We start from the raw sequence: 19,942 nt of genomic DNA, 5'->3' as shown, positions 1-19,942 counted from the left end.
GGCAGGGATGAGGGGCCACGCCGCGCAGAACTGCCACCGAAATCAACCATGCGCCCCCAGCAACCGCCCCGCCCAATCAATCGAGCAATCCCCCACCGCGATGAACTCCGGGTTCAGCAGCGACTCCCCGCGGTTGTAGCGAAACGGCCGACCCTGCAGGTCCAGCACCGCCCCGCCGGCTTCGTCCAGCACGCACTGGGCTGCCGCCGTATCCCATTCGCTGGTCAGGCCCTGGCGCAGATAGACGTCCGCTTCGCCGCGCGCGATCAGGCAGAACTTCAGCGACGAACCCAGCGGAAGCATCCGGTAGTCTCTGCCGATCAGATGGTCGAGCAAGCCGCCTTGCGCACCGCCATGGGAACGGCTGCCGGCCACCGCCGGCGGCTGCGCCAGCGGGCGCGAATGCAGGCGCTGCCACGCGCCACCGGGCTGTCGCTGCAACCACGCGCCATGGCCATGTTCGGCAACGTAGAGCTCGCCGCTGACCGGCGCCAGCACCACGCCAAGCACGGAATGGCCCTGATCGATCAGGGCGATATTGACGGTGAACTCGTCGTTGCGCTTGACGAACTCGCGCGTGCCGTCGAGCGGGTCGACCAGCCAGTAGCGCGACCAGTGCCGGCGTTCCGTCCACGGCAAGGCCTTGGCTTCCTCCGAAAGAATCGGCAGGCGTGGCTCCAGCTCACTCAGGCCGGCCACGATGACCTGCTGGGCCGCAAGGTCGGCGGCGGTCAGCGGCGAGGCATCGGCCTTGGTCTCGACCGCGAAATCGCCGTGGTAGATCTTCAGGATGGCGTCACCGGCGGCGCGCGCGATCTCGCCGATGCGGCGGGAAAATTCAGGCGGCATGCTCATGACCGGCGGAAGCGTCCGGCGAGGTATTCGCGGGCCATGAACAACGCGGCGATCGAGCGCCCTTCGGTCACATCGTCGCGACCGAGCAGCGCATGCAGCTCGGACATCTTCCATGGCACCACGTCGATCTCCTCCGGCTCGTCGCCGGGCAATTTCTCCGGATACAGGTCCTGCGCCAGCACCACATGTGCCATATGCGTCATGTACGCCGGCGACAGCGACAGGTTGTGCAGGATCTTCAGCTTGTGCGCGCCATAGCCGAGCTCCTCCTTCAGCTCGCGCTCGGCGCCCTGCTCGGCGGTTTCGTCCTGGTCCAGCCGCCCCTTGGGCAGACCCAGCTCGTAGCGACCGACGCCGCCGCAGTATTCGCGCGCCAGCAGCACGGTGTCGTCATCGAGCATCGGCACGATGATCACGGCGCCCAGGCCGCTGCCCTTCAGGCGTTCGTAGGTGCGCCGCACGCCGTTGGAAAACTCCAGATCGAGCTGTTCGACCTGTAACAGCCGACTGTGGTCGACGTCGCGCGTGGCATGGATGATCGGCAGTTTTGGCATCTGCGCATTCTAGCGCGCGCCGCTCAGCGCCGCAGACGCTGCAAGGCCTGTGCATGGATCGCCGGCGTGCCGGCCAGCACGCTGCGCGTGTCCAGCGTCAATGGCGCCCCATCGAGATCGGTGAACACACCGCCGGCCTCGCGCACGATCACCGCCAGCGCGGCGATGTCGAGGATGTTCACGTCCGACTCGATCACCAGATCCAGGCTGCCGCGCGCGAGCAGGTGGTAGTGGCAGAAATCGCCGTAGCCACGGATCCGGTTGCTGTCGCGAATCAGCGCGCCCAAGGCGTCCCAGCGCGCATCGGCGGTGAGTGTCCTCACGTTGCCGATGGAGAGCGAAGCCTGCTCGATCGCGCGGGTGTCGGCGACCCGTACGCGTTCGCCGTCGAACCACGCGCCGTCGCCGGCGCCGGCCCACATCGTCTCGCCATAGATCGGCGCACTGGAAACGCCGAGCACGAGGTCGTCACCTTCCATCAGGGCGATCTGGGTCGAGAAGAACGGCGTGCGGCGCACGAAGCTCTTGGTGCCATCGAGCGGGTCGACCAGCCATAACAGGCCCCCGCGCTCACCGTCCAGGCCGAACTCCTCGCCATAAATCGACGCCTGCGGCAGCGCTGCCTGCAGGATCTTCCTGATCGCGCGCTCGGCTTCGCGGTCGGCCACGGTCACCGGGGTGGCGTCGGCCTTCAGCTCCACCTCGACGCCACGGTGCCAGTAGTGCCTGATCACGTCGGCGGCCGCGGCCGCGGCGTCGCGTGCCGCAGCCAGCGCCAAAGCGGCGAGTTCGGGATTCATGGTTGCCTGGTGCCCTTGTCGGTCGATGGCGGACTGCCGGCCAGGCCGCCGCTTTGCTGGATGCGCACACTGCCGTCTGCCGATATCGGCCCGAGCCGGGCCAGCCAGTGTTGCAGCGCAGGATCAGTCTGGCGTGCCCGCAAGCCCGCGTCCAGCCGCCAGCCGAGTGGGCTCAGTTGCAGCTCACCCGTCGCCTGCAGCGGCCCGCGTCCATCGTCGTGCCATTGCGCGTGGATCACGCCAGCTTCGGCCTGCGCCTGCAGTTGCAGTTCACCCAACGCCACGTCGCCATCGCGGGTGTGCATGCTGGCGTCCCGCCACTGTCCCTGTGCCTGCAACTCCAGCGGCCAGCCACCCTGCAGCAGGAGATGCGACGCGGTCACCTGCAACTCGCCTGCGGGATTGCCCCACGGCGTGTCGATGCCCGGGTGCAGCGCCGCCAGCTGCGCGTGCACACGCAGGTCGCGGGCCTCGATGCGGCCATCCGGCAAGCGCCGCGTCATACCGGAAAAAGTGAGCCCGGGTCCGTCGAACGCCAGTTGCAGATGCATCTCGCCAAGCAGCGCACGACGGGACAGCTGCCATCGCAGGTGTCCCAGTTGCTTTCCGTCGAGTGCACTGGTCGCGTCAGCTTGGCCATTCCACAGCGAACCGTGCACCTGCTGCAGGCGCAGCCCGTGCAACTGTGGCTCGATCCATGGTGTCACCCAGCGCGCCGGCAGGAACCACAGCAAGACGGCGGCGCACACGCCGAGCAAGGCCACGCCGATCAGGGCATTTCGCAGATATCTCAAGCATCGATTCCCGGCGATGCCATGCGCAGACTTGAGCATGCATGGCGCAAGCGTCGATGATAGCCGGATGAATGCTCCCGAAAACAGCAATGCCGCGCTCGCTGCGCGCGACCTCAAGCACGTGTGGCATCCGTGCACCCAGATGCACGATCACGAAAGCATTCCGATGCTGCCCATCGTCCGTGGCGAGGGCGCATGGCTGATCGATGCCGAAGGCCGGCGCTACCTGGATGGCATCAGTTCCTGGTGGGTCAATCTGTTCGGCCATGCCAATCCGCGCATCGCCGCCGCGCTGGCCAAGCAGGCACGCACGCTGGAGCACGTGATCTTCGCCGGCTTCACCCACGAGCCCGCGATCAGGCTGGCCGAGGAACTGGTGCGCATCACGCCGCCCGGGCTGGAGCGGGTGTTCTACGCCGACAACGGCTCGTCGGCGATCGAGGTCGCGCTGAAGATGAGCTTCCACTATTGGCTCAACCTGGGCCATGGCGAGAAGACCCGCTTCATCGCGCTGACCGGCAGCTACCACGGCGAGACGCTGGGTGCCCTGTCGGTCAGTGACGTGGCCCTGTACCGCAAGACCTATGCACCGCTGCTGCTGACCCCGTTGCTGGCGCCATCGCCGGACAGCTACGACGGCGAACCGGGCGAGAGCCCGCAACAGACGGCCGCGCGCCGGTTGCAGCAGTTGCGCAGCCTGCTGGAACGGCACGCGCACGAAACCTGCGCCGTCATCGTCGAGCCGCTGGTGCAATGCGCCGGCGGCATGCGCATGTATCACCCGGATTACCTCACCGGCCTGCGTGCGCTGTGCGACGAGTTCGCGGTGCACTTCATCGCCGACGAGATCGCAGTCGGCTTCGGCCGCACCGGCACCCTGTTCGCCTGCGAGCAAGGCGGCGTGTCGCCCGACTTCATGTGCCTGTCGAAGGGGCTCACCGGCGGTTTCCTGCCGTTGTCGGCGGTGCTCACGACCGACGAGGTCTATGCCGCGTTCTACGCCGAGTACAACGCCGGCAAGGCCTTCCTGCACTCGCACAGCTACACCGGCAACCCGCTGGCCTGCCGGGTGGCGCTGGAAACGCTGGCGATCTTCCGCGACGAGCCGGTGCTTGAGCGCAATCGCCAACTGGCCGCCCATCTGTCACGGCGACTCGAACCGCTGCGCGACCACCCGCATGTGGCCGACGTGCGCCAGACCGGCCTGATCGCGGCGATCGAACTGGTGGCGGACAAGGCCAGCCGGCAGCCCTTCCCGGCGGCCGAGCGACGTGGACTGCGCGTCTATCTGCATGGCCTGCAGCACGGCGTGCTGCTGCGACCACTGGGCAACGTGGTGTACTTCATGCCGCCATACGTGGTCACCCGCGATGAAATCGACCTGCTGGTCGACAGGGCAGTACGCGGCATCGAAAACGCAGTCGCCAATTGACGATCGGCAAGCTCGCGGCGGCGGGCATGGATCGCCGCCGTGATGGTCTCAATGGCCTACGCTGATGCTCGGGTCCAGCATCTGCAAGGCGCGTGCGTTGTTCGGTGCGCCGGTACGACGCAATTCATCGCCGCTGTAGCTGCGGCCCACCGCCGGCATGCACTCGCCTTTCTTCGGCGGGATCAGGCTGCCGGTATGCCGCAGGCAGTTGCGGTCGCCCGGCTTGATGACCGGCTGGTCGGCCTTCGCCGATTGCCGCGCTGACTGGCCAGCGGTGATCTGCTCCTGGCTGGCTGCAGGCGCACTCTGGGCCATGACGACGGCGTTGACGCCGAGGGCGGCGATCAAGCTGGCGACAAGAATGATTGGTCTGGACATGGGGGACCTCGTCAATCGCTGTGGGGAGGTGGCTCCATGCTGCACCCTTCGCGCGCGACGGGCAATCGGCGGGTATCGACCATCTCGTCCAGGTTCAGCTGATACCACGCAACCGCGGTCCGCCCGGGCTCCGCTATGCTTGGGTTTTTGAGATCCCTGCCCGCATGCGCGCGATCCGACTCCATGCCGAGCTGCCGTTGGCTATTGGCGCCGAACTGGCGCTCCCGCCGCAGGCCGGCGAACACGCCATCCGGGTATTGCGACTGGAGGAAGGCGATCCGCTGGTCCTGTTCAACGGCGACGGCAGCGACTACCAGGCCCGGATCTGCGCCATCGGCAAGCGCGAAGTCACCGTGCAAATCACTTCGCGCCAACCATTGCAGAACGAATCGCCGCTGCCGCTGATCCTCGCCCAGGGCATCGCGCGCGGCGACAAGATGGACCTGATCGTGCAGAAGGCCACCGAACTGGGCGTCGTGGGTATCGTGCCGCTGCTGACGGAACGCTCGGAAGTGAAGCTCGACCCGACGCGCGCGCAAAAGCGGCTGTCCCACTGGCGCGCCGTGGCGGCCAGCGCCTGCGAGCAATGCGGTCGTGCGCGCGTGCCCGAGATCCAGCCGGCGACCGCCCTGTCGGCATGGCTGGAGGCGCTGCCCGCCAATGATTCACTGCGACTGGCCCTGCTGCCCGAAGCCACCCTGGCGTGCCGCGAGCTGCAGTTCGCCAAAACTGGCGGCGTCCTGGTCGTGGGACCCGAGGGCGGCCTCGGCGATCGCGACATCACGGCCTTGCGCGACGCCGGCTTCAAGGGGCTACGGCTCGGGCCGCGTGTGTTACGCACGGAAACCGCCGGCATGGCGGCGCTCGCTTCGCTGCAAACGCTGCACGGCGACGGCTAGCAGGGTCACGGAAACACTCGCTGCGGATCAGGCGCCCGATCTTGCATGACAGGGATCTGACACCGACCGGATTCGGCGCGTTGAGCAAGAGCGGCCAAGCCTCTCTTCGACAGACAGCTCAGGACAGATCCGATACCCGCGCCGCTTCGCCGTCATCGTCCGCTGCGCCAGCTTCGGCGCCGCCGAGCAGGCCGAGCAAGGTAGCCTCGATCCATTCCAGATCGGGAATCATCGCCACGTCATCGCGTACCAGCACGTGGGCACGCACGCCCTCAGGCAATTCCTTGCCATCGTGAGTGGGAATGATCAATTCCGCATTCAGCGTGGTGAGGCGTGGAAAACCCTGGGTAAGCACGGCGATGAATGGCAACTTCGGATCGCCACCCAGCGCCTTGAGCACCGCCACGCGGACGGTCAACCCGGCATCACCTTCGCCGGTCCCGGCCAGTCGCGTGAACGACACCAGCGGTACACGCCAGCCACGCCAGGCGATGCGACCGAGCAGCCAGCGCGGTGCGCCCTCGACCGGCTCGGGCGTGCTTTGCGTAACCACTTCGGCGATCGTGGCATTGGGCAGCAACAGACGCAGGTCGCCGACCGGCACCAGCACGCAGCGGATTTCACGCGGCAACGGATCACTCATGGAAACACCTCGATCAGGTGCGCCGCCAGCTCAGGCGACGTACCGGAATAACTGACCAGCCGTTCGGCGAATATTCCGCTGACCATGTCGGCGAAATGCTCCCCGGACGACGACTCTACCCAGACCTGGCCGCCGCGATCATGGATCGCCTGCGCGCCGGCGACTGCATCGTTGCCACGGCCGGCGAACACGATCGCCAGTGCATCGCGACCGAACGCATTCGCGGCCATGGTCAGGCTGGCGTCGATCGATGGCTCCAGCCCGCCATCCGCGCCCTCTCCCTGCAGTTCCATGCTGCCGTCACGGCGCAGGCGCACCTGCTGACCGGCAGGCACCATCAGCACCTCGCCCATGCCCGCACGACGCCCGCCATCGGCCAGTCGCACCGGCAGCGCGCAATGTCCGGCAAATCTTTCGCACAACGCAGCATCGGATTGACCTCCCAAGTGCTGGACAAGCAGGAAAGTCAGCCGCGTGGTCGCCGGCATGGCGGCCAGGAAAGCGCAAACCGAATCGGTACCGTCAACCGCGGCGCCCAGCAGCACGATCCGGCTCAGTGCCGAGCCGCGGTCGTCGAGAATCATTTCGTGCTCTTGCACATAGGCCTGCGGCGCGATCGCTTCTTCGAGCGAAACCAGCTCCAGGCTCATGGTGGGCTCGACGTCGGGCGAGGCCGCCTCCGCCTCCGGCGCCAGGAATTCGGCCGCACTGAGCTTCTGGATGCCGAACGCCGCCGGATCCGGCTTGTGGGCAGGCTCCGCCGGCGCATCCTCGTCGACGAGCGACCAGCCCTCTGGCGCCCGCACCGAGTCCAGCGACGGTACGGGAGTCGGTTCGGTCACCGCCGGGGATTCTGTGATGAGCGCGGAATCCGTCATCGCTGAAAGCTGCAGATGGTCGGTTGGAAACGGCGGCGGCACCGCGCCAGACCCGGCTGGGTCGCTCGTGCTCGCCGCGGCTTCGGCGGCATGCGAATCGTCAGCTTCCAGCGCGCCAAAATTCCCGTCGTACAGCGGCGGCGGTTCCTCTGCTCCGGTGAAACGCAAACCCGGCCCGGATGTCTCCACATCCTCGTCGCCAGGAAGGTCGCCGGAAGCCAGCAAGGCCTCCAGTTCCGCGGCCAGATCCTCCGATTCGGCGGTCGCTCCATGCTCTGCCAGGTCAGCGATGCCTTCGTGCACGGGGAAATCGGTGTCCGTTTCGATCGCCGACTCGACCTGTGGTACCACGGCCGGCGCTGCCTCCATCGTCGGCTGCGCCGCATGCTCCACCACGGCTTCGACTTCAGGTGCAGGCGCCTGGCTGCCCGGCAACGAAGTCGCCGCCTGCATCGACTCCGGCACGTCCTCCTCGACCGTCACCGCGCTTGCGGATGTGTCGGTCGATGTCGGCGCCACTACGGTCGCCGGCGCAGGCGCCGGCATGGGAACTTCGCGGGCATCTTCGGGCCGCGGTGGGTCCACGTCGCCCATCGCCAGCACTTTCACCGCCAGGTGACGTGCCCAGCGCGCGCGATCCCATCCGACCAGGGCACGGCTGGCCTGGGCATCGTTGAACACGACCCGCGGCCGATCACTGTCCAGCATCTCGTACAACCGGTCGAGCGCATCGTCCGCGCCTTCGTCCAGGTTGACCACCACCACATCGGCACCCACCTGTTGCAGCAGTTCGCGACTTGCCCCGGATACGTCGCCTTCGTGGACGATCCGCGCACCACGCTCATGCAGCGCGTCGCGCAGATGCCCGCCGAGTTCCCTATCGTCGAACAGCAGCGCAACGGCTGGTGGCGTGTCAATCATGAACCGGCTCCATCGCGCGCTTTTCAAGCACTTCGCCGATTTGCAGCAACAGCTCGGCCTCCTGGTACGGCTTGCCGAGATAGCGTTCCACGCCGATGTCGAACGCACGCTGGCGATGCTTGTCGCCGGTACGCGAGGTGATCATGATGATCGGCACATCGCGCAGGCGTGGATCCGCCTTCATGTGACTGGCCAGTTCGTAGCCATCCATGCGCGGCATCTCGATGTCCAGCAGCATCAGATCCGGCACGCGTTCATGCAGTTTCTCCAGCGCATCGACACCGTCCTTGGCGGTGCTGACCTCGTACTCGTGACGTTCAAGCACGCGGGTGGTGACCTTGCGCATGGTGATCGAATCATCCACCACCATCACCAGCGGCCGCTCCTTCACCTCCTCGATGACCGGAGCCTGCACCGCGCTGAGACCTTCGGCGAGGCGCTGCTCGCGGCGAATCATGCCGTGACGAACCAGCGGCGCCAGATCCAGAATGATCAGCACCGAACCGTCGCCCATGATCGTGGCGCCGAGCAGACCGGGCACCGAACTGATCTGCGGACCCACCGACTTGACCACGATCTCGCGTGAGCCAAGCACCGCGTCGATGCGGATTGCCGCGCGCAGATCGCCCGCACGGGTCAGCAGCAACGGCTGTTGTTCGTCCTCGGTCGGAAGACCGGGCGGCAACCCGAGCAGCTCAGCCAGGTCATGAATGCCGTAATCCTCGTTGCCGTACCGGAACGAGGGCTCGTCCTCGGCCAGCAGCGCGGCCAGATCGTCCGGGTTGACCCGCGCCACGCCCTGCACCGAGGTCATCGGGATCGCGAAGGTGGCTTCACCGATGCGCACCAGGATGGCCTGGGTCACTGCGAGGGTGAACGGCAGACGCAGCACGAAGGTACTGCCCTGGCCCTCCTCGGACTCGATCGACAGCGAACCACCGAGCTGCTTGATCTCGTTCGCCACCACGTCCATGCCGACGCCGCGGCCGGCCAGCTGGGTCACCTTGCTGGCGGTGGAGAAGCCCGGCTGGGTGATCAGCGAGAGCAGCTGGTTGTCGGTGGGCTTGGTCTCGGCGCGCAGCAGCCCGCGCTCGATGCCGCGCTTGCGGATCGCCTCGCGGTTGAGTCCACGGCCATCGTCGCTGACCCGGATCACCACCTCGGTCGCCTCGCGCGCGACCTTGATATGCACCGAACCCTCGGCCGGCTTGCCGGCCTTGCGGCGTTCCGCCGGGCTCTCGACGCCGTGCGCGATCGCATTGCGCAGCATGTGCTCGAACGGCGCCTTGATGCGGTCGAGCAGGTTGCGGTCCATTTCGCCGTGCGCACCGTCCACGTAGAGCTGGGCGTGCTTGCCCTGTTCCTGGGCGGCCTGGCGCAGGGTACGGCGCAGGTTCGGCACCATGGTGTCGAACGGCAGCATGCGCGTGCGCAACAAGCCGTCCTGCAGCTCGGTACTGACACGCGACTGCTGGATCAGCAGGGTCTCGGCCTGGCGGGTCAGCTCATCCAGCATGTTCTGGATCGACACCAGATCGGATACCGACTCGGCCAGCGCACGCGAGTACTGCTGCAATTGGGAATAACGATCGAGCTCGAGCGGATCGAATACCGTCAGGCCCGCCTCGCGGTGCTCGCGCTGGAAGCGCGCGATGATCTGTGCCTCGGTTTCGATTTCCAGCATGCGCAGCTGGCTGCGCAGGCGAGCCACGGTCTGTTCCAGCTCGACCAGGTTGAACCGATACCCGGCCACCTGCTGTTCCAACCGCGAACGATAGATGGCCACTTCGCCAGCGTGGTTGACCAGGCTGTCGAGCAGGTCGGCGCGGACGCGGATCTGCTCCTGCGGCGAATGGACTTCCTGCTCCATTTCCGGCAGCAGCTCGGGCAGATCACTAGCATCGACGGCGACGGGCGTCGCCAGCCGCGGGACATCCTCGAGCGGAGTCGGGGCCGCAACGAATGCCACCTCGGTGTCGTCGCTCAGAGCGGTTTCGCCGGCCATGCCAAGCAGGCGGTCGATCATCGCCTGCGGATATTCCAGTATCTGGCCTTGTGACACCCGCTGCACCAGGGCGTGCAACCGGTCAAAACTCGCCTCCAGCGTGCCAATCAACGCACCGGTCCTGCTGGCATCGCGAATCGGCTTTTCAAGCACGGTCTCGATCGCATGGGCGAGATCGCCCAGCGGTACCAGACCCGCGATCCTGGCGCCGCCCTTCAGGGTATGCAGGTCGCGTTGCAACTCACCCACGCTGGACAGTTCGGTGGGTTCGGCATGCCATTGAGCCAGCACGCCATCGGCATGGTCGAGAATCTCGCGCGCCTCGTCGACGAAGACTTCCAGCAGATCCGCATCGATCTGGCCACTTCCGGCCAGCGCGAAGGCGTGCTCCGGCGTTTCCTCCGACACATCCTGATCGGCCGCAGCTTGCTCAGCGGCGGCTCGCTCTGCTGCTGCGTGCTCTGCTGCTGCGTGCTCTGCAGCGGCGTGCTCCGCCGCCGCACGCTCAGCGGCAGCGCGCTCGGCAGCCGCCTGTTCAGCCGCTGCGCGCTCCGCGGCAGCCCGCTCGGCCGCTGCATGCTCCGCGGCAGCTTGCTCGACTGCAGCCTGCTCGGCCGCTGCATGCTCCGCGGCAGCTTGCTCGGCGGCGGCCCGCTCCGCCGCAGCACGCTCGGCGGCGGCGTGATCGCTGGCGCTATCGACTGGCTCGAACGCACTCAGCGCCGCGGCCATCTCGGCAGCGACGTCAGCATGCCGGTCATCGACCGGAGTGATCGTCGTGTCGATCGGCTCGTGCTCGCCAGATCGCGTCGAAGCGGTCATCCCCTCATCGTCGACGAGGTGCTCCTCTTCCCGGACCGGCTCATCATGCACATCGCCATGCCCGGGCGATTCGTACACCACGTGCGCCACCTGGGATTCCGGATACTCGTCCCGCATCTCGATGATCTGCGCAGTCAGCGCGCTGGCATCCGGCAACCGCGGCTCCACCGCATCGAACTGGCTCATGACGCGATCGACCACATCGACCGACTGGCCGAGCAGGCGTACGCCCACCGCCGAGAGTGACTGGCCGGACGCACGCAGACGCTTGAACAAACCCTCCAGCGGTGACAACAACTGGGTCAGCAACGGGATGTCGACCATCGCGATCGCGCCGTGCAAGGTATGCACCGCGCGCAACAATTCCTCGCTGATCGGCAGTTCGGTGTCGCTACGCTGGATCGCGGCACGAATGGTCTGCAGGTATTGCGCCACTTCGCTGCGCAGGATCTCCAGCAGCACCGGGTCCACCGGCGGCATCACCGGCAGCGCGATCCCCGGCTCATGCATCTCCGGCGCGGGCGCCGCGGCTGCGGTCGCCGCATCGGTGAGGCCAGCCTGCGGCACCGCTTCCGCTTCGACGCTGGCGCGCGGCACACGCCGGACTACCGTGCGCGTGACCGTCTCCGTGGCACGCGGCGCCTGGTCTTCCAGACGCGCCGGGTGGCCCGCCGCAAGTTGCTCGGCGGTGTGCATTATCGCGCTGAGCGGCGCGTCCGGAGTGGCCTCGCCCTTGAGCGCGGCCAGCAACTGCGGCAGTGCATCGATGGCATGACGTATCAGGTCCTGCACGTTCTGATTCGGCTCGATCGTGTTGTCGAGCACGCGATTCAGCATGTCCTCGACTTTCCAGGCGAACTCGCCCAGTACGCCAGCACCCACCAGGCGACCGGAACCCTTCAAGGTGTGGAACGAACGGCGGATGCCGACCAGCGAAGAGGTCTGCGTCGGATCGGCCAGCCATGCTTTTTCCGCATTCGCGAGGTTGTCGATTTCCTCCTGCATTTCTTCCAGGAAGATCTCGCGGATGTCGTCGTCGATACCCTCGGCATTGGCATTGAAACGGGTATTCGCAGCGAGCGCGTCGCGAACGGGGGCCTGCTCGACCACCTCTTCCTCGACCTCGATCCAGTCCTCGTCCGGATGCGTCGCCGTGGCTCCCTCGAGAGCCGCCGGTCCGGTTGATTCGGTCTCGGCCAGGCGGAGCCCGTCGAGGTCATGCGGATGTTCGGCCGAGGGCTGCGACTCGCCGATGAACAGCTTGCCCAGATCCTCGCCCGGCAACAGGCTGACCGACTCGGTCAGCTCGGGATGCTGTTCGTGCTCCATGCCGGCGCCGGCATGCGTCGGACCGGGCGCCGGTTGCGCCGGGGATTCCGGTGCGGCGCGCATGGCTGGCAGCGGCCAGTAGCCCAGTTGGCCGAGGCTGTGTTCGGCCACGTCGAGGATGTGCTCCAGGCCGCCGCGGTGTTCGCGTGCCGCCTCGAGGTAATACTCCAGCGCCGCCAGCGCATCGGCCAGGTGATCCATCTGCGCGCCGCTGGGCACGCGACGATCCTGCAACAATTCATTGTCGATGAACCGGCCCACGCCCTGGGCGAGTTCGGCCGGGCGCGGCGACGACAGCATGCGCATGGCGCCGGCCACTTCATCCATCAGCAACGGGGCGCCGGCAAGACGGTCGTGCTCCCAGCCGGATTCCACGAAGGCCACGATGGCATCCTTCACGCCGCCGGTATTCCCGATCGCCTCCTGCATCAAGGTGGACACGACACCCAGCGCCTCGCTGCGCGGCAGGCCCTGCATGGCCTCGTTGGTGGGCTGTTCGTCTTCCGAACCCAGACTCTCGATATGGTCGTCCAGCGAGGCCTCGACGTAGAGCAAGGCGCCAGCCACGTCCAGCAGCGTTTCCTCGTCGGCAGGCCGCAGACGATTGGAGATTTCGTCAAGCACCCGACGCTGTTCGGTAACCACCCGACGCGGGACGGCCAGCGCCAGCATGCCCAGCGTGTCGCCCACCCGCTCAAGCACTTCGCCCTGCGCAGCCAGTTGCGCCGGGTCACCATCCTGCTGGCGCAGGAACAGATCCAGAGCTTCCTTCACGCGCAGCAAGTCATCCTTCAGCGCACGCGACACCGAGTCGAGCAAGGCACGGTTGTGCCCGGCCATCGAGCCGCGCGCATGCTCCAGCTCGCCGGCGTCCGGCAGCAGGTTGTCCAGCCCGTAGGTGATGCGCAACTGCTCCATCTGCGGGCTGCGCTGCTTGGCCTGCGCCACGATGTAGAGCAGCTTGCAGGCCACCTCGTCGGCATCGCCGGCGCGCAGGCTGCCTTCGCCATGCTCGATCAACAGGCGGATGTTGCGGTCGACCTTGCCGATCAGCTGGCGCACTTCGGCGCCTTGGCCCTTGAGCATCCCCTGCTCGAGACCTTCCAGTACACCGGCGGCAATCCACCACAGACGGCGGCCATGCACGTGGTAGCAGCGTGCGGTGATCGCCAGCAGGGTCTTGCGCATGCCGACTAGTTGTTGCGCGGTATCCTGCCCGCGGAACCAGGCCAGCAGCTGATGCTGGAAGCGCAGCCGCAGGCCCGACAACTCACCACGATGGGAGGCGGCATACGTCTCGCTCATTGCGGCGGGCGCCTGCTCGGGCAGGAACGCGTCCAGGTTGGGATGGAACATCGCCGATTCGGGCAGCGGTTCTTCCCCGCGCGTGGCGCGCAGATCGTTGAGCAACGGCAGCAGCACCACCGGCACATCGCGATGGCCGCTGGACAATCGTTCCAGGTAATCCGGCAATTGCATCAGGCCGCGCATGAGGGCGGCGTAGGCCTCCTCGCGCTGGGTGACCCTGTCGTCCAGCAAGGCGCCGACCAGGGTCTCCATTTCCGCGGTGACCGTCGCCGCGCCATACAGCTCGACCATCTTCAGCGTGCCATGCACCTGATGCAGATGATCCGCGCAAGTGCGCATGAAATCGCGCTTGTCGGGATTGTCGACGTAGGACTCCAGTGCCTCGCGGGCGATCGACAAGGTATCGTCGAGCTCCGGCTTGACCCACTGCAGCGTAGTGAAATCGATGTGGTCTTGAAGTCTCATGCGCCTCTCTCAACGGTCGCGCCATGCAGGCATGGCGAAACCAGCGAGACTGCCCCCCGTTTTGTGCTTGTGTTCATCCGGCTGGTATCCGCTCCGACCGACATCATCCCGGCAGCTTGAAGTGCGCCACCGAGCGCCGCAGATCGCTCGCCAGCTGCGCCAGCGTACCGATCGAGTCGGCGGTCTGGCTGGCGCCCTGCGAGGTCTGCGAGGTAATTTCCTGAATCGCGTTCATCGAATGCGAAACATCCGTCGCCGCCGCAGACTGCTCGCGTGCTGCGGTGGAGATGTTCTGAATCAGCGCGGACAGATCGTGCGAGACGCGCTCGATGTCACCCAGCGCGCTGCCGGCATCCTCGGCCAGACGGGCACCGGCCACCACCTCGGCGGTGGTCTGTTCCATCGAGTTCACCGCTTCGTTGGTATCGGACTGAATCGTCTGCACCAGGGTCTCGATACGCTTGGTGGCGCTGGTGGAACGTTCCGCCAGTCGCTGCACTTCGTCCGCAACCACCGCGAAGCCGCGACCCGCCTCACCGGCGGAGGCGGCCTGGATCGCCGCGTTCAAGGCGAGGATGTTGGTCTGCTCGGCAATGTCGTTGATCAGTTCCACGATCGAGCCGATCTCCTGCGAGGATTCGCCCAGACGCTTGATGCGCTTGGAAGTCTCCTGGATCTGGTCACGGATCGAGTCCATGCCGGAGATCGTTTCGCGCACCACTTCGGCGCCGCGCGAGGCGATCTTCACCGAGCGCTCGGCCACGTCGGCCGACTCCGCGGAGTCCTTCGATACCACGTCCATCGAACTCACGATCTGGTTGATCGCGGAGGTCGCCGAACTGATCTGCTGCGCCTGCTGCTCGGCCGCATCGGCCAGGTGGCGGGCGGTGGTCTGGGTTTCCTGCGCCGACGACGAGACCTGTTCGGAGGTCTCGTTGATGGTGGTCACCAACGATCGCAGCTCGTCGATGGCGTAATTCACCGAGTCGGCAATGGCGCCGGTGATGTCCTCGGACACCGTGGTCTTCACGGTGAGGTCGCCCTCGGCGAGCGAACCCATTTCGTCCAGCAGGCGCATGATCGCCTCCTGGTTGCGCTGGTTAAGCTCGGTACTGCTGGCGAAGCGGCGGCGCTGATCGCCGACCAGGGCGATGACCAGCAGCAGCGCGAAGGCCACCGCGGCGATCGCACCGAACAGGCCCCACCAGACATTCGGGAACAGCCGGCGCAGCGGCAGCTTGCCGATCTGGTCGGACAGGTCGTTCGCGCGCAGCAGCACCGTCTGCGAATCCAGCGAGGCCTGGTTGCCGGCGCGCTTCACATCCGCGATGTTGCTGGCGGCCGAGACCAGCTTGGCCACGGGATCTGCCAGCTTGGCCCAGTTGGCGTCCATGTCGGTGAGGATCTTGCGCGCATTCGCGTCGGCGATCGGCCTGACGCCACTGTCGGAATTGCCTTCGATCAGCCCCTTCAGCACGTTGCCGTAGAGCTGCGCATCGCGCGACAGGCCATCGGCGGCCGACTGGGCGTTGTCGCCGCCCTGCAGCACTTCCTGCACGCGGCGGATGATGCGGTCGGCCGACAGCATCTGGCGCGAGGTACCGAGCATCTGCTCGGAGCTGCCATTGCGTTGCTGCAGGATGTTGACCACCTGCTCCATGCTGGAGTTGAGCAAGGGCATCTGCTGCGACAGCGTGGCGGCGCGCTGGCCGGAATCGAGCACGACGGCCTTGTTCGACAGGATCTTGCCGATATCCGCATCCAGCTGCGCCCACGAAGCATCGAGGGCGCTGGCGGCGCGTCCCGCCGGCGTGGCGTTGTTGTCGGCATAGGGTTTCATGCCGCTGGACGGATCGCCCTTGTTCAGTCGCTTCACGGCCGAGTCGATGGCATTGCGGGTGCCTTCGAGCTCCTTGAAGGATTCGACGTTGCCGTCGGCGGATTCCAGCGCGAATTTCGCCGTCTGCTGCGACAGCACCTGGATTTGCGTGGTCAGCGCGCTCGCCTGACGATCCTCGCCGTTCTTCTGGTTGAGCATGAAGAAGTCGAGTGCCGCAAAGCCGATCGCGATCAGCAGCAGGACAATGAGTGCGGTATATCCGCGTTCCCGGCTGACGCCCCCTGTAGTGCTCATGTTCACCTCATCGGTCTAACTGTTATATGCCGCTATGCATCGCCGTTGCCGCATCGCCTGAGGCGGCTACTGGCCAGGGCTGTTCTTCCAAATTTCCGACCCGCACCGGCGCCGGCCCCCTTCACCTGCCGGAGTTACCCTGCCATCACGCCGCGGCCTGACGGAAATCCGGGGCACGCACCAGCCGGCCCATGCTGAAAATCGCCAGTTGCTGCTCGCCCACCCTGCTGTCCACGAAACGGACCAGCCGCGGGTCGTCCTCGTCCCGGGTGTGTTGTCGCTGCTCCTCGTCCACCGTGCGCTGGCCGAATACTTCATCCACCAGCAGTGCCACGTTGCCGCTGCCCTGGCGCACCACCAGCAGGCGGCTGCGATCGGAATGCTGCGTGCGCTCGCCAAACAGGAAGCGCGCAAAATCGACCACCGGCACCAGGTTGCCGCGGACATTGGCCACGCCAAGCAGCCACGGCTGGGTTCCAGGCACCGGCGTGAGCACCGGCACGGCAAGCAGCTCGTTGATCTCGTCGATACCGCTCACCAGCGTCCGCGAACCGACGCGGAAACCGATGCCACGCCACAATCCGGGCGCCTCGAACTTGTCCTGCGTGTCGGAGGCATGCGCCAGCGATAGCCGCTCGTAGCGGGCCAGAATCTCGAACGGGGTACGGTTGACGGACTGGTTCATGTTCCACTCGACAGCAAATCGTTGATGCAGGCCAGCAATTCCTTCTCGTTCACCGGCTTGGTGATGAACGCGCGAGCCCCTTGGCGCATGCCCCAGACCCGATCGGTTTCCATCGACTTGGTAGTGATCATCACCACCGGAACATGCTGGGTTTTCGGGTCGCGTGTAAGCGTGCGCGTCGCCTGGAAACCATTCATCCCAGGCATGATGACGTCCATGATGACCAGGTCCGGCAACGCGGCGCGCACCCGTTCGATGCCTTCCTCGGCGGTGCTCACTGCAGCAACCTGATGTCCGGCCCGCTCCAGCAACGTGGTGAACACGCGTACGTCGGTCGGTGAATCGTCGATGATGAGTATGTTGGCCACAGGTCCCCCTCAGAATCTGCAGTCAGTGGCTCGCAGCAATGCTGACATGGCGATGGATCGCGCCGAGCAACTCGTCGCGCGTGAATGGCTTGGTCAGGTACTGCTCGGCGCCCACGATGCGGCCGCGTGCCTTGTCGAACAGACCGTCCTTCGAACTGAGCATGATCACCGGCGTGGCGCGAAACTGGGGGTTGTTCTTGATCAACGCGCAGGTCTGGTAGCCGTCGAGCCGCGGCATCATGATGTCGACGAAAATGATCGCCGGCTTCTGGTCGGAGATCTTGGCCAGGGCCTCGAAGCCGTCGACCGCAGTCAACACCTCGCAGCCCTCTTTCTTCAGCAGGGTCTCCGCGGTACGGCGAATGGTCTTGGAGTCATCGATCACCAAGACCTTGAGGCCCGCCAAGTCACTAGCACTCACGTTCAAATTCACTTACTCCCCCCTGCGGCCCGCCACGAGCTCAGGACAAGTACCATGGCATGCAACTGTCATGCCGCATGGTACACATATGGAAATTCCGTTGGCCAAACCGTTCGAAACCCGCTTCGTGGCGGTGCCTCCGAAGCTTTGCTGTTTACTGCCTGCCCGGCGAAACTGTCAAGCAATAATCACCCGCACTGCCCGCCGACCGCACAAGTTGACGCATATTGGTACCCCGCCTGTCCGTCGCAACCACGGCCCCATGTCGCCAACGCGCCGGTGCGCCGCCGAACCATCGATCCGCCGTTAGTATAGCCACCTGTCAGCTTGTGCCTGCTGGCGCCAGCGCACAAACCCGGCAACCCACGGAGAAACCGCGATGACCCTCTCGGTCGCCGTGCTGATGGACCCCATCGGTGCGATAAAAGTGGCAAAGGACACCAGCCTGGCGATGCTGCTGGAAGCCGGGCGACGCGGCCACGCGCTGCACTACCTCGAGCAAGGTGACCTGGCGCTGCGCGATGGCGTGCCATGGGCGCGCCTTGCCAAGCTGAGCGTCCGCGACGACCCGCACAGCTGGTACACGCTGGGCCAGCCGCAATGGCGCGACTTGCGCGAACTCGACGTGGTGCTGATGCGCAAGGATCCGCCGGTCGACGCGCAGTTCATCTACGACAGCATGGTGCTGGAAGTGGCCCAGCGTGCCGGCGTGATGGTGGTCAACGACCCGCAGGCGCTGCGCGACTGCAACGAGAAGCTGTTCGCGCTGGCGTTCCCGCAGTGCATCGCGCCAACCCTGGTCGCGCGCGACCCGGCCGAATTGCGCCGGTTCGCCGCCGAGCACGACGAAATCGTGCTGAAACCGCTGGACGGCATGGGCGGCCGCGGCATCTTTCGCGTCCGCCATGGCGACAGCAACCTCAACTCGATGCTGGAAACCCTGCTGGGTGGCGACAGCCATGGAACAGGCCGGCAAATGGCGATCGCCCAGAAATACATTCCCGAGATCAGCGCCGGGGACAAGCGCATCCTGGTGGTCGAAGGCGAGCCGGTGCCGTACGCGCTCGCACGCATCCCGCAAGGCGATGAGTTCCGCGGCAACCTCGCTGCCGGTGGCCGTGGCGAGGGCGTGCCGTTGTCCGAACGGGATCGCTGGATCGTGGCGCAAGTGGCGCCGGAACTGCGTCGCCGCAGGCTGCTGTTCGTCGGCCTCGACGTGATCGGCGACTACCTGACCGAGATCAACGTCACATCCCCGACCTGCGTACGCGAGCTGGACAGCCAGTTCGGGCTTAATATCGCAGGCCAGCTGTTCGACGTCATCGAACGGCACGCCCGTGGAAACCGTACTGCGTGAGTGCAACTGCAACCGTCGTCACCCGCCCCGATCCGATCGGCGCCACCCTGCTGTTCTCGCTGCTCCTGCACGGCGTGCTGCTGCTGGGCATCACCTTTCATTTCGCCAAGCCCACGCCGAGCCTGCCCACGCTGGACGTGGCCCTGGTCAATGTCGCCAACCAGGAGACGCCGGACAAGGCGGATTTCCTGGCCCAGGCCAACAACCGGGGCGGCGGCCAGGGCGATCATGCCGCGCGCCCCTCGCAAGAGTTTTCCGGCGCGTTGCCGCGCCCCGATCCGGGTGTCGCCGCCCAGCCGATGGCGAACACCACGCCGCCGCCGCGCAGCGCCACGCCGACCCGGATGGTCACCACCACCAGCCGCAGCGATTTCAGCGTCAGCAGCGATACCGCGCAAACCGAGGTCGATCCGCAACAGGCCACGCCGACCGCCGCCGACCTGCAGCGCCAGGAGGCGATCGCCCAACTGGCTGCCGAGGTGCGTCGCAAGAAGATGGAGTACGCCAAGCGCCCGAAGGTCAAGTACCTCACCGCGAATACCCGGGAATACGCCTATGCCGCCTACATGCGCGGCTGGTCCGACCGGGTCGAGCGGGTGGGCAACCTGAACTACCCGGAGGAGGCGCGCCGGCGCGGCCTGCACGGCAACGTGCTGCTCACCGTGGTGCTCAACCTCGACGGCAGCATCAAGAGCATCGATGTGATCCAGAGTTCGGGCTACAAGACCCTGGACGACGCCGCGAAACTCATCGTGCGCCTGGCCGCGCCATTTCCGCCGGCTCCCCACAGTGGCGATCACATCGATGAACTCAACATCACCCGTACCTGGCAGTTCCAGCCGAACAACGTGCTGCAGACCCGCTGAGGCCCTGCGCTTGAAGGCGGCTGCGACT

Annotated in this window: 16 protein-coding genes; 4 read left to right on the top strand and 12 right to left on the bottom strand. The window is 66.1% G+C overall.

From position 1 onward, the window contains the following. Positions 1-42 precede the first annotated feature (42 nt). From cysQ to B0E47_RS03845, 4 genes are read right to left on the bottom strand one after another with little or no spacing between them, the layout of a single operon-like run. Positions 43-855, bottom strand: coding sequence for a 3'(2'),5'-bisphosphate nucleotidase CysQ (cysQ, locus tag B0E47_RS03860; RefSeq protein ID WP_077512682.1), 813 nt, complete (start codon positions 853-855; stop codon positions 43-45). Continuing rightward, entirely contained in the window at positions 852-1,409 is a 558-nt protein-coding gene (nudE, locus tag B0E47_RS03855) for an ADP compounds hydrolase NudE (protein ID WP_077512681.1), read from the bottom strand. Before nudE ends, cysQ begins: the two co-directional genes overlap by 4 nt. A 23-nt stretch (positions 1,410-1,432) precedes the next feature. Then, a complete protein-coding gene (locus B0E47_RS03850) occupies positions 1,433-2,209 on the bottom strand; it encodes an inositol monophosphatase family protein (RefSeq protein ID WP_077512680.1) in 777 nt (258 codons plus the stop codon). Continuing rightward, positions 2,206-3,003: a type II secretion system protein N gene (locus B0E47_RS03845; RefSeq protein WP_077512713.1), complete on the bottom strand. Its 798-nt coding sequence runs from the start codon at positions 3,001-3,003 to the stop codon at positions 2,206-2,208. Before B0E47_RS03845 ends, B0E47_RS03850 begins: the two co-directional genes overlap by 4 nt. Positions 3,004-3,070: 67 nt before the next feature. Between B0E47_RS03845 and B0E47_RS03840 the strand changes: the two genes are divergently transcribed. Continuing rightward, the gene (locus B0E47_RS03840) at positions 3,071-4,435 is read left to right on the top strand and encodes an adenosylmethionine--8-amino-7-oxononanoate transaminase (RefSeq protein WP_077512679.1); all 1,365 of its coding nucleotides are present in this window, start codon (positions 3,071-3,073) and stop codon (positions 4,433-4,435) included. Between the two features lie 48 nt (positions 4,436-4,483). On the opposite strand, the gene B0E47_RS03835 is transcribed toward B0E47_RS03840, so the two are convergent. Then, positions 4,484-4,813, bottom strand: coding sequence for a hypothetical protein (locus tag B0E47_RS03835; protein ID WP_077512678.1), 330 nt, complete (start codon positions 4,811-4,813; stop codon positions 4,484-4,486). Positions 4,814-4,977: 164 nt separating this feature from the next. Between B0E47_RS03835 and B0E47_RS03830 the strand changes: the two genes are divergently transcribed. Beyond that, on the top strand, positions 4,978-5,712 hold the full coding sequence (locus B0E47_RS03830) for a 16S rRNA (uracil(1498)-N(3))-methyltransferase (RefSeq protein ID WP_077512677.1): 735 nt from the start codon (positions 4,978-4,980) through the stop codon (positions 5,710-5,712). A 118-nt stretch (positions 5,713-5,830) separates the two neighbouring features. Here B0E47_RS03830 and B0E47_RS03825 read toward each other — a convergent pair whose 3' ends face one another. The 7 genes from B0E47_RS03825 to B0E47_RS03795 form a co-directional block, all read right to left on the bottom strand. Next, complete coding sequence (locus B0E47_RS03825; protein WP_077512676.1) at positions 5,831-6,355, bottom strand: chemotaxis protein CheW; 525 nt, start codon at positions 6,353-6,355, stop codon at positions 5,831-5,833. Then, a complete protein-coding gene (locus B0E47_RS03820; RefSeq protein WP_077512675.1) occupies positions 6,352-8,154 on the bottom strand; it encodes a chemotaxis protein CheB in 1,803 nt (600 codons plus the stop codon). The genes B0E47_RS03825 and B0E47_RS03820 overlap by 4 nt, the downstream gene beginning before the upstream one ends. Continuing rightward, on the bottom strand, positions 8,147-14,083 hold the full coding sequence (locus B0E47_RS03815; protein WP_077512674.1) for an Hpt domain-containing protein: 5,937 nt from the start codon (positions 14,081-14,083) through the stop codon (positions 8,147-8,149). Before B0E47_RS03815 ends, B0E47_RS03820 begins: the two co-directional genes overlap by 8 nt. 103 nt (positions 14,084-14,186) lie before the next feature. Beyond that, positions 14,187-16,217 carry a methyl-accepting chemotaxis protein gene (locus B0E47_RS03810; protein WP_077512712.1) on the bottom strand — a complete coding sequence of 677 codons (2,031 nt, stop codon included), beginning with the start codon at positions 16,215-16,217 and terminating at the stop codon, positions 14,187-14,189. A 145-nt stretch (positions 16,218-16,362) separates the two neighbouring features. Then, the gene (locus B0E47_RS03805; protein WP_077512673.1) at positions 16,363-16,902 is read right to left on the bottom strand and encodes a chemotaxis protein CheW; all 540 of its coding nucleotides are present in this window, start codon (positions 16,900-16,902) and stop codon (positions 16,363-16,365) included. Continuing rightward, the gene (locus B0E47_RS03800) at positions 16,899-17,270 is read right to left on the bottom strand and encodes a response regulator (protein WP_077512672.1); all 372 of its coding nucleotides are present in this window, start codon (positions 17,268-17,270) and stop codon (positions 16,899-16,901) included. Before B0E47_RS03800 ends, B0E47_RS03805 begins: the two co-directional genes overlap by 4 nt. Before the next feature lie 22 nt (positions 17,271-17,292). Continuing rightward, positions 17,293-17,703: a response regulator gene (locus B0E47_RS03795; RefSeq protein WP_217318892.1), complete on the bottom strand. Its 411-nt coding sequence runs from the start codon at positions 17,701-17,703 to the stop codon at positions 17,293-17,295. Between the two features lie 367 nt (positions 17,704-18,070). Here B0E47_RS03795 and gshB point away from each other — a divergent pair, with 367 nt between their 5' ends. Together gshB and B0E47_RS03785 are read left to right on the top strand one after the other, a co-directional pair. Continuing rightward, on the top strand, positions 18,071-19,048 hold the full coding sequence (gene gshB / locus B0E47_RS03790; RefSeq protein ID WP_077512671.1) for a glutathione synthase: 978 nt from the start codon (positions 18,071-18,073) through the stop codon (positions 19,046-19,048). Then, positions 19,045-19,914 (top strand): energy transducer TonB, encoded by an 870-nt coding sequence (locus B0E47_RS03785; protein ID WP_077512670.1) that lies wholly within the window; start codon positions 19,045-19,047, stop codon positions 19,912-19,914. Before gshB ends, B0E47_RS03785 begins: the two co-directional genes overlap by 4 nt. The last annotated feature ends 28 nt before the right edge of the window (positions 19,915-19,942 follow it).

The sequence above is a fragment of the Rhodanobacter sp. B05 genome (genome assembly GCF_002001085.1).
Classification (GTDB): Bacteria; Pseudomonadota; Gammaproteobacteria; order Xanthomonadales; family Rhodanobacteraceae; genus Rhodanobacter.
The sequence above is the reverse complement of the archived record's forward strand: the minus strand, read 5'-3'. Positions and strand labels throughout refer to the sequence as shown.

Bases quoted from the DNA above. Each gene is read 5' to 3' on its own strand.
- cysQ (WP_077512682.1), bottom strand. From the start codon at position 855: ATGAGCATGCCGCCTGAATTTTCCCGCCGCATCGGCGAGATCGCGCGC.
- nudE (WP_077512681.1), bottom strand. From the start codon at position 1,409: ATGCCAAAACTGCCGATCATCCATGCCACGCGCGACGTCGACCACAGT.
- B0E47_RS03850 (WP_077512680.1), bottom strand. From the start codon at position 2,209: ATGAATCCCGAACTCGCCGCTTTGGCGCTGGCTGCGGCACGCGACGCC.
- B0E47_RS03840 (WP_077512679.1), top strand. From the start codon at position 3,071: ATGAATGCTCCCGAAAACAGCAATGCCGCGCTCGCTGCGCGCGACCTC.
- B0E47_RS03835 (WP_077512678.1), bottom strand. From the start codon at position 4,813: ATGTCCAGACCAATCATTCTTGTCGCCAGCTTGATCGCCGCCCTCGGC.
- B0E47_RS03830 (WP_077512677.1), top strand. From the start codon at position 4,978: ATGCGCGCGATCCGACTCCATGCCGAGCTGCCGTTGGCTATTGGCGCC.
- B0E47_RS03825 (WP_077512676.1), bottom strand. From the start codon at position 6,355: ATGAGTGATCCGTTGCCGCGTGAAATCCGCTGCGTGCTGGTGCCGGTC.
- B0E47_RS03820 (WP_077512675.1), bottom strand. From the start codon at position 8,154: ATGATTGACACGCCACCAGCCGTTGCGCTGCTGTTCGACGATAGGGAA.
- B0E47_RS03815 (WP_077512674.1), bottom strand. From the start codon at position 14,083: ATGAGACTTCAAGACCACATCGATTTCACTACGCTGCAGTGGGTCAAG.
- B0E47_RS03810 (WP_077512712.1), bottom strand. From the start codon at position 16,217: ATGAGCACTACAGGGGGCGTCAGCCGGGAACGCGGATATACCGCACTC.
- B0E47_RS03805 (WP_077512673.1), bottom strand. From the start codon at position 16,902: ATGAACCAGTCCGTCAACCGTACCCCGTTCGAGATTCTGGCCCGCTAC.
- gshB (WP_077512671.1), top strand. From the start codon at position 18,071: ATGACCCTCTCGGTCGCCGTGCTGATGGACCCCATCGGTGCGATAAAA.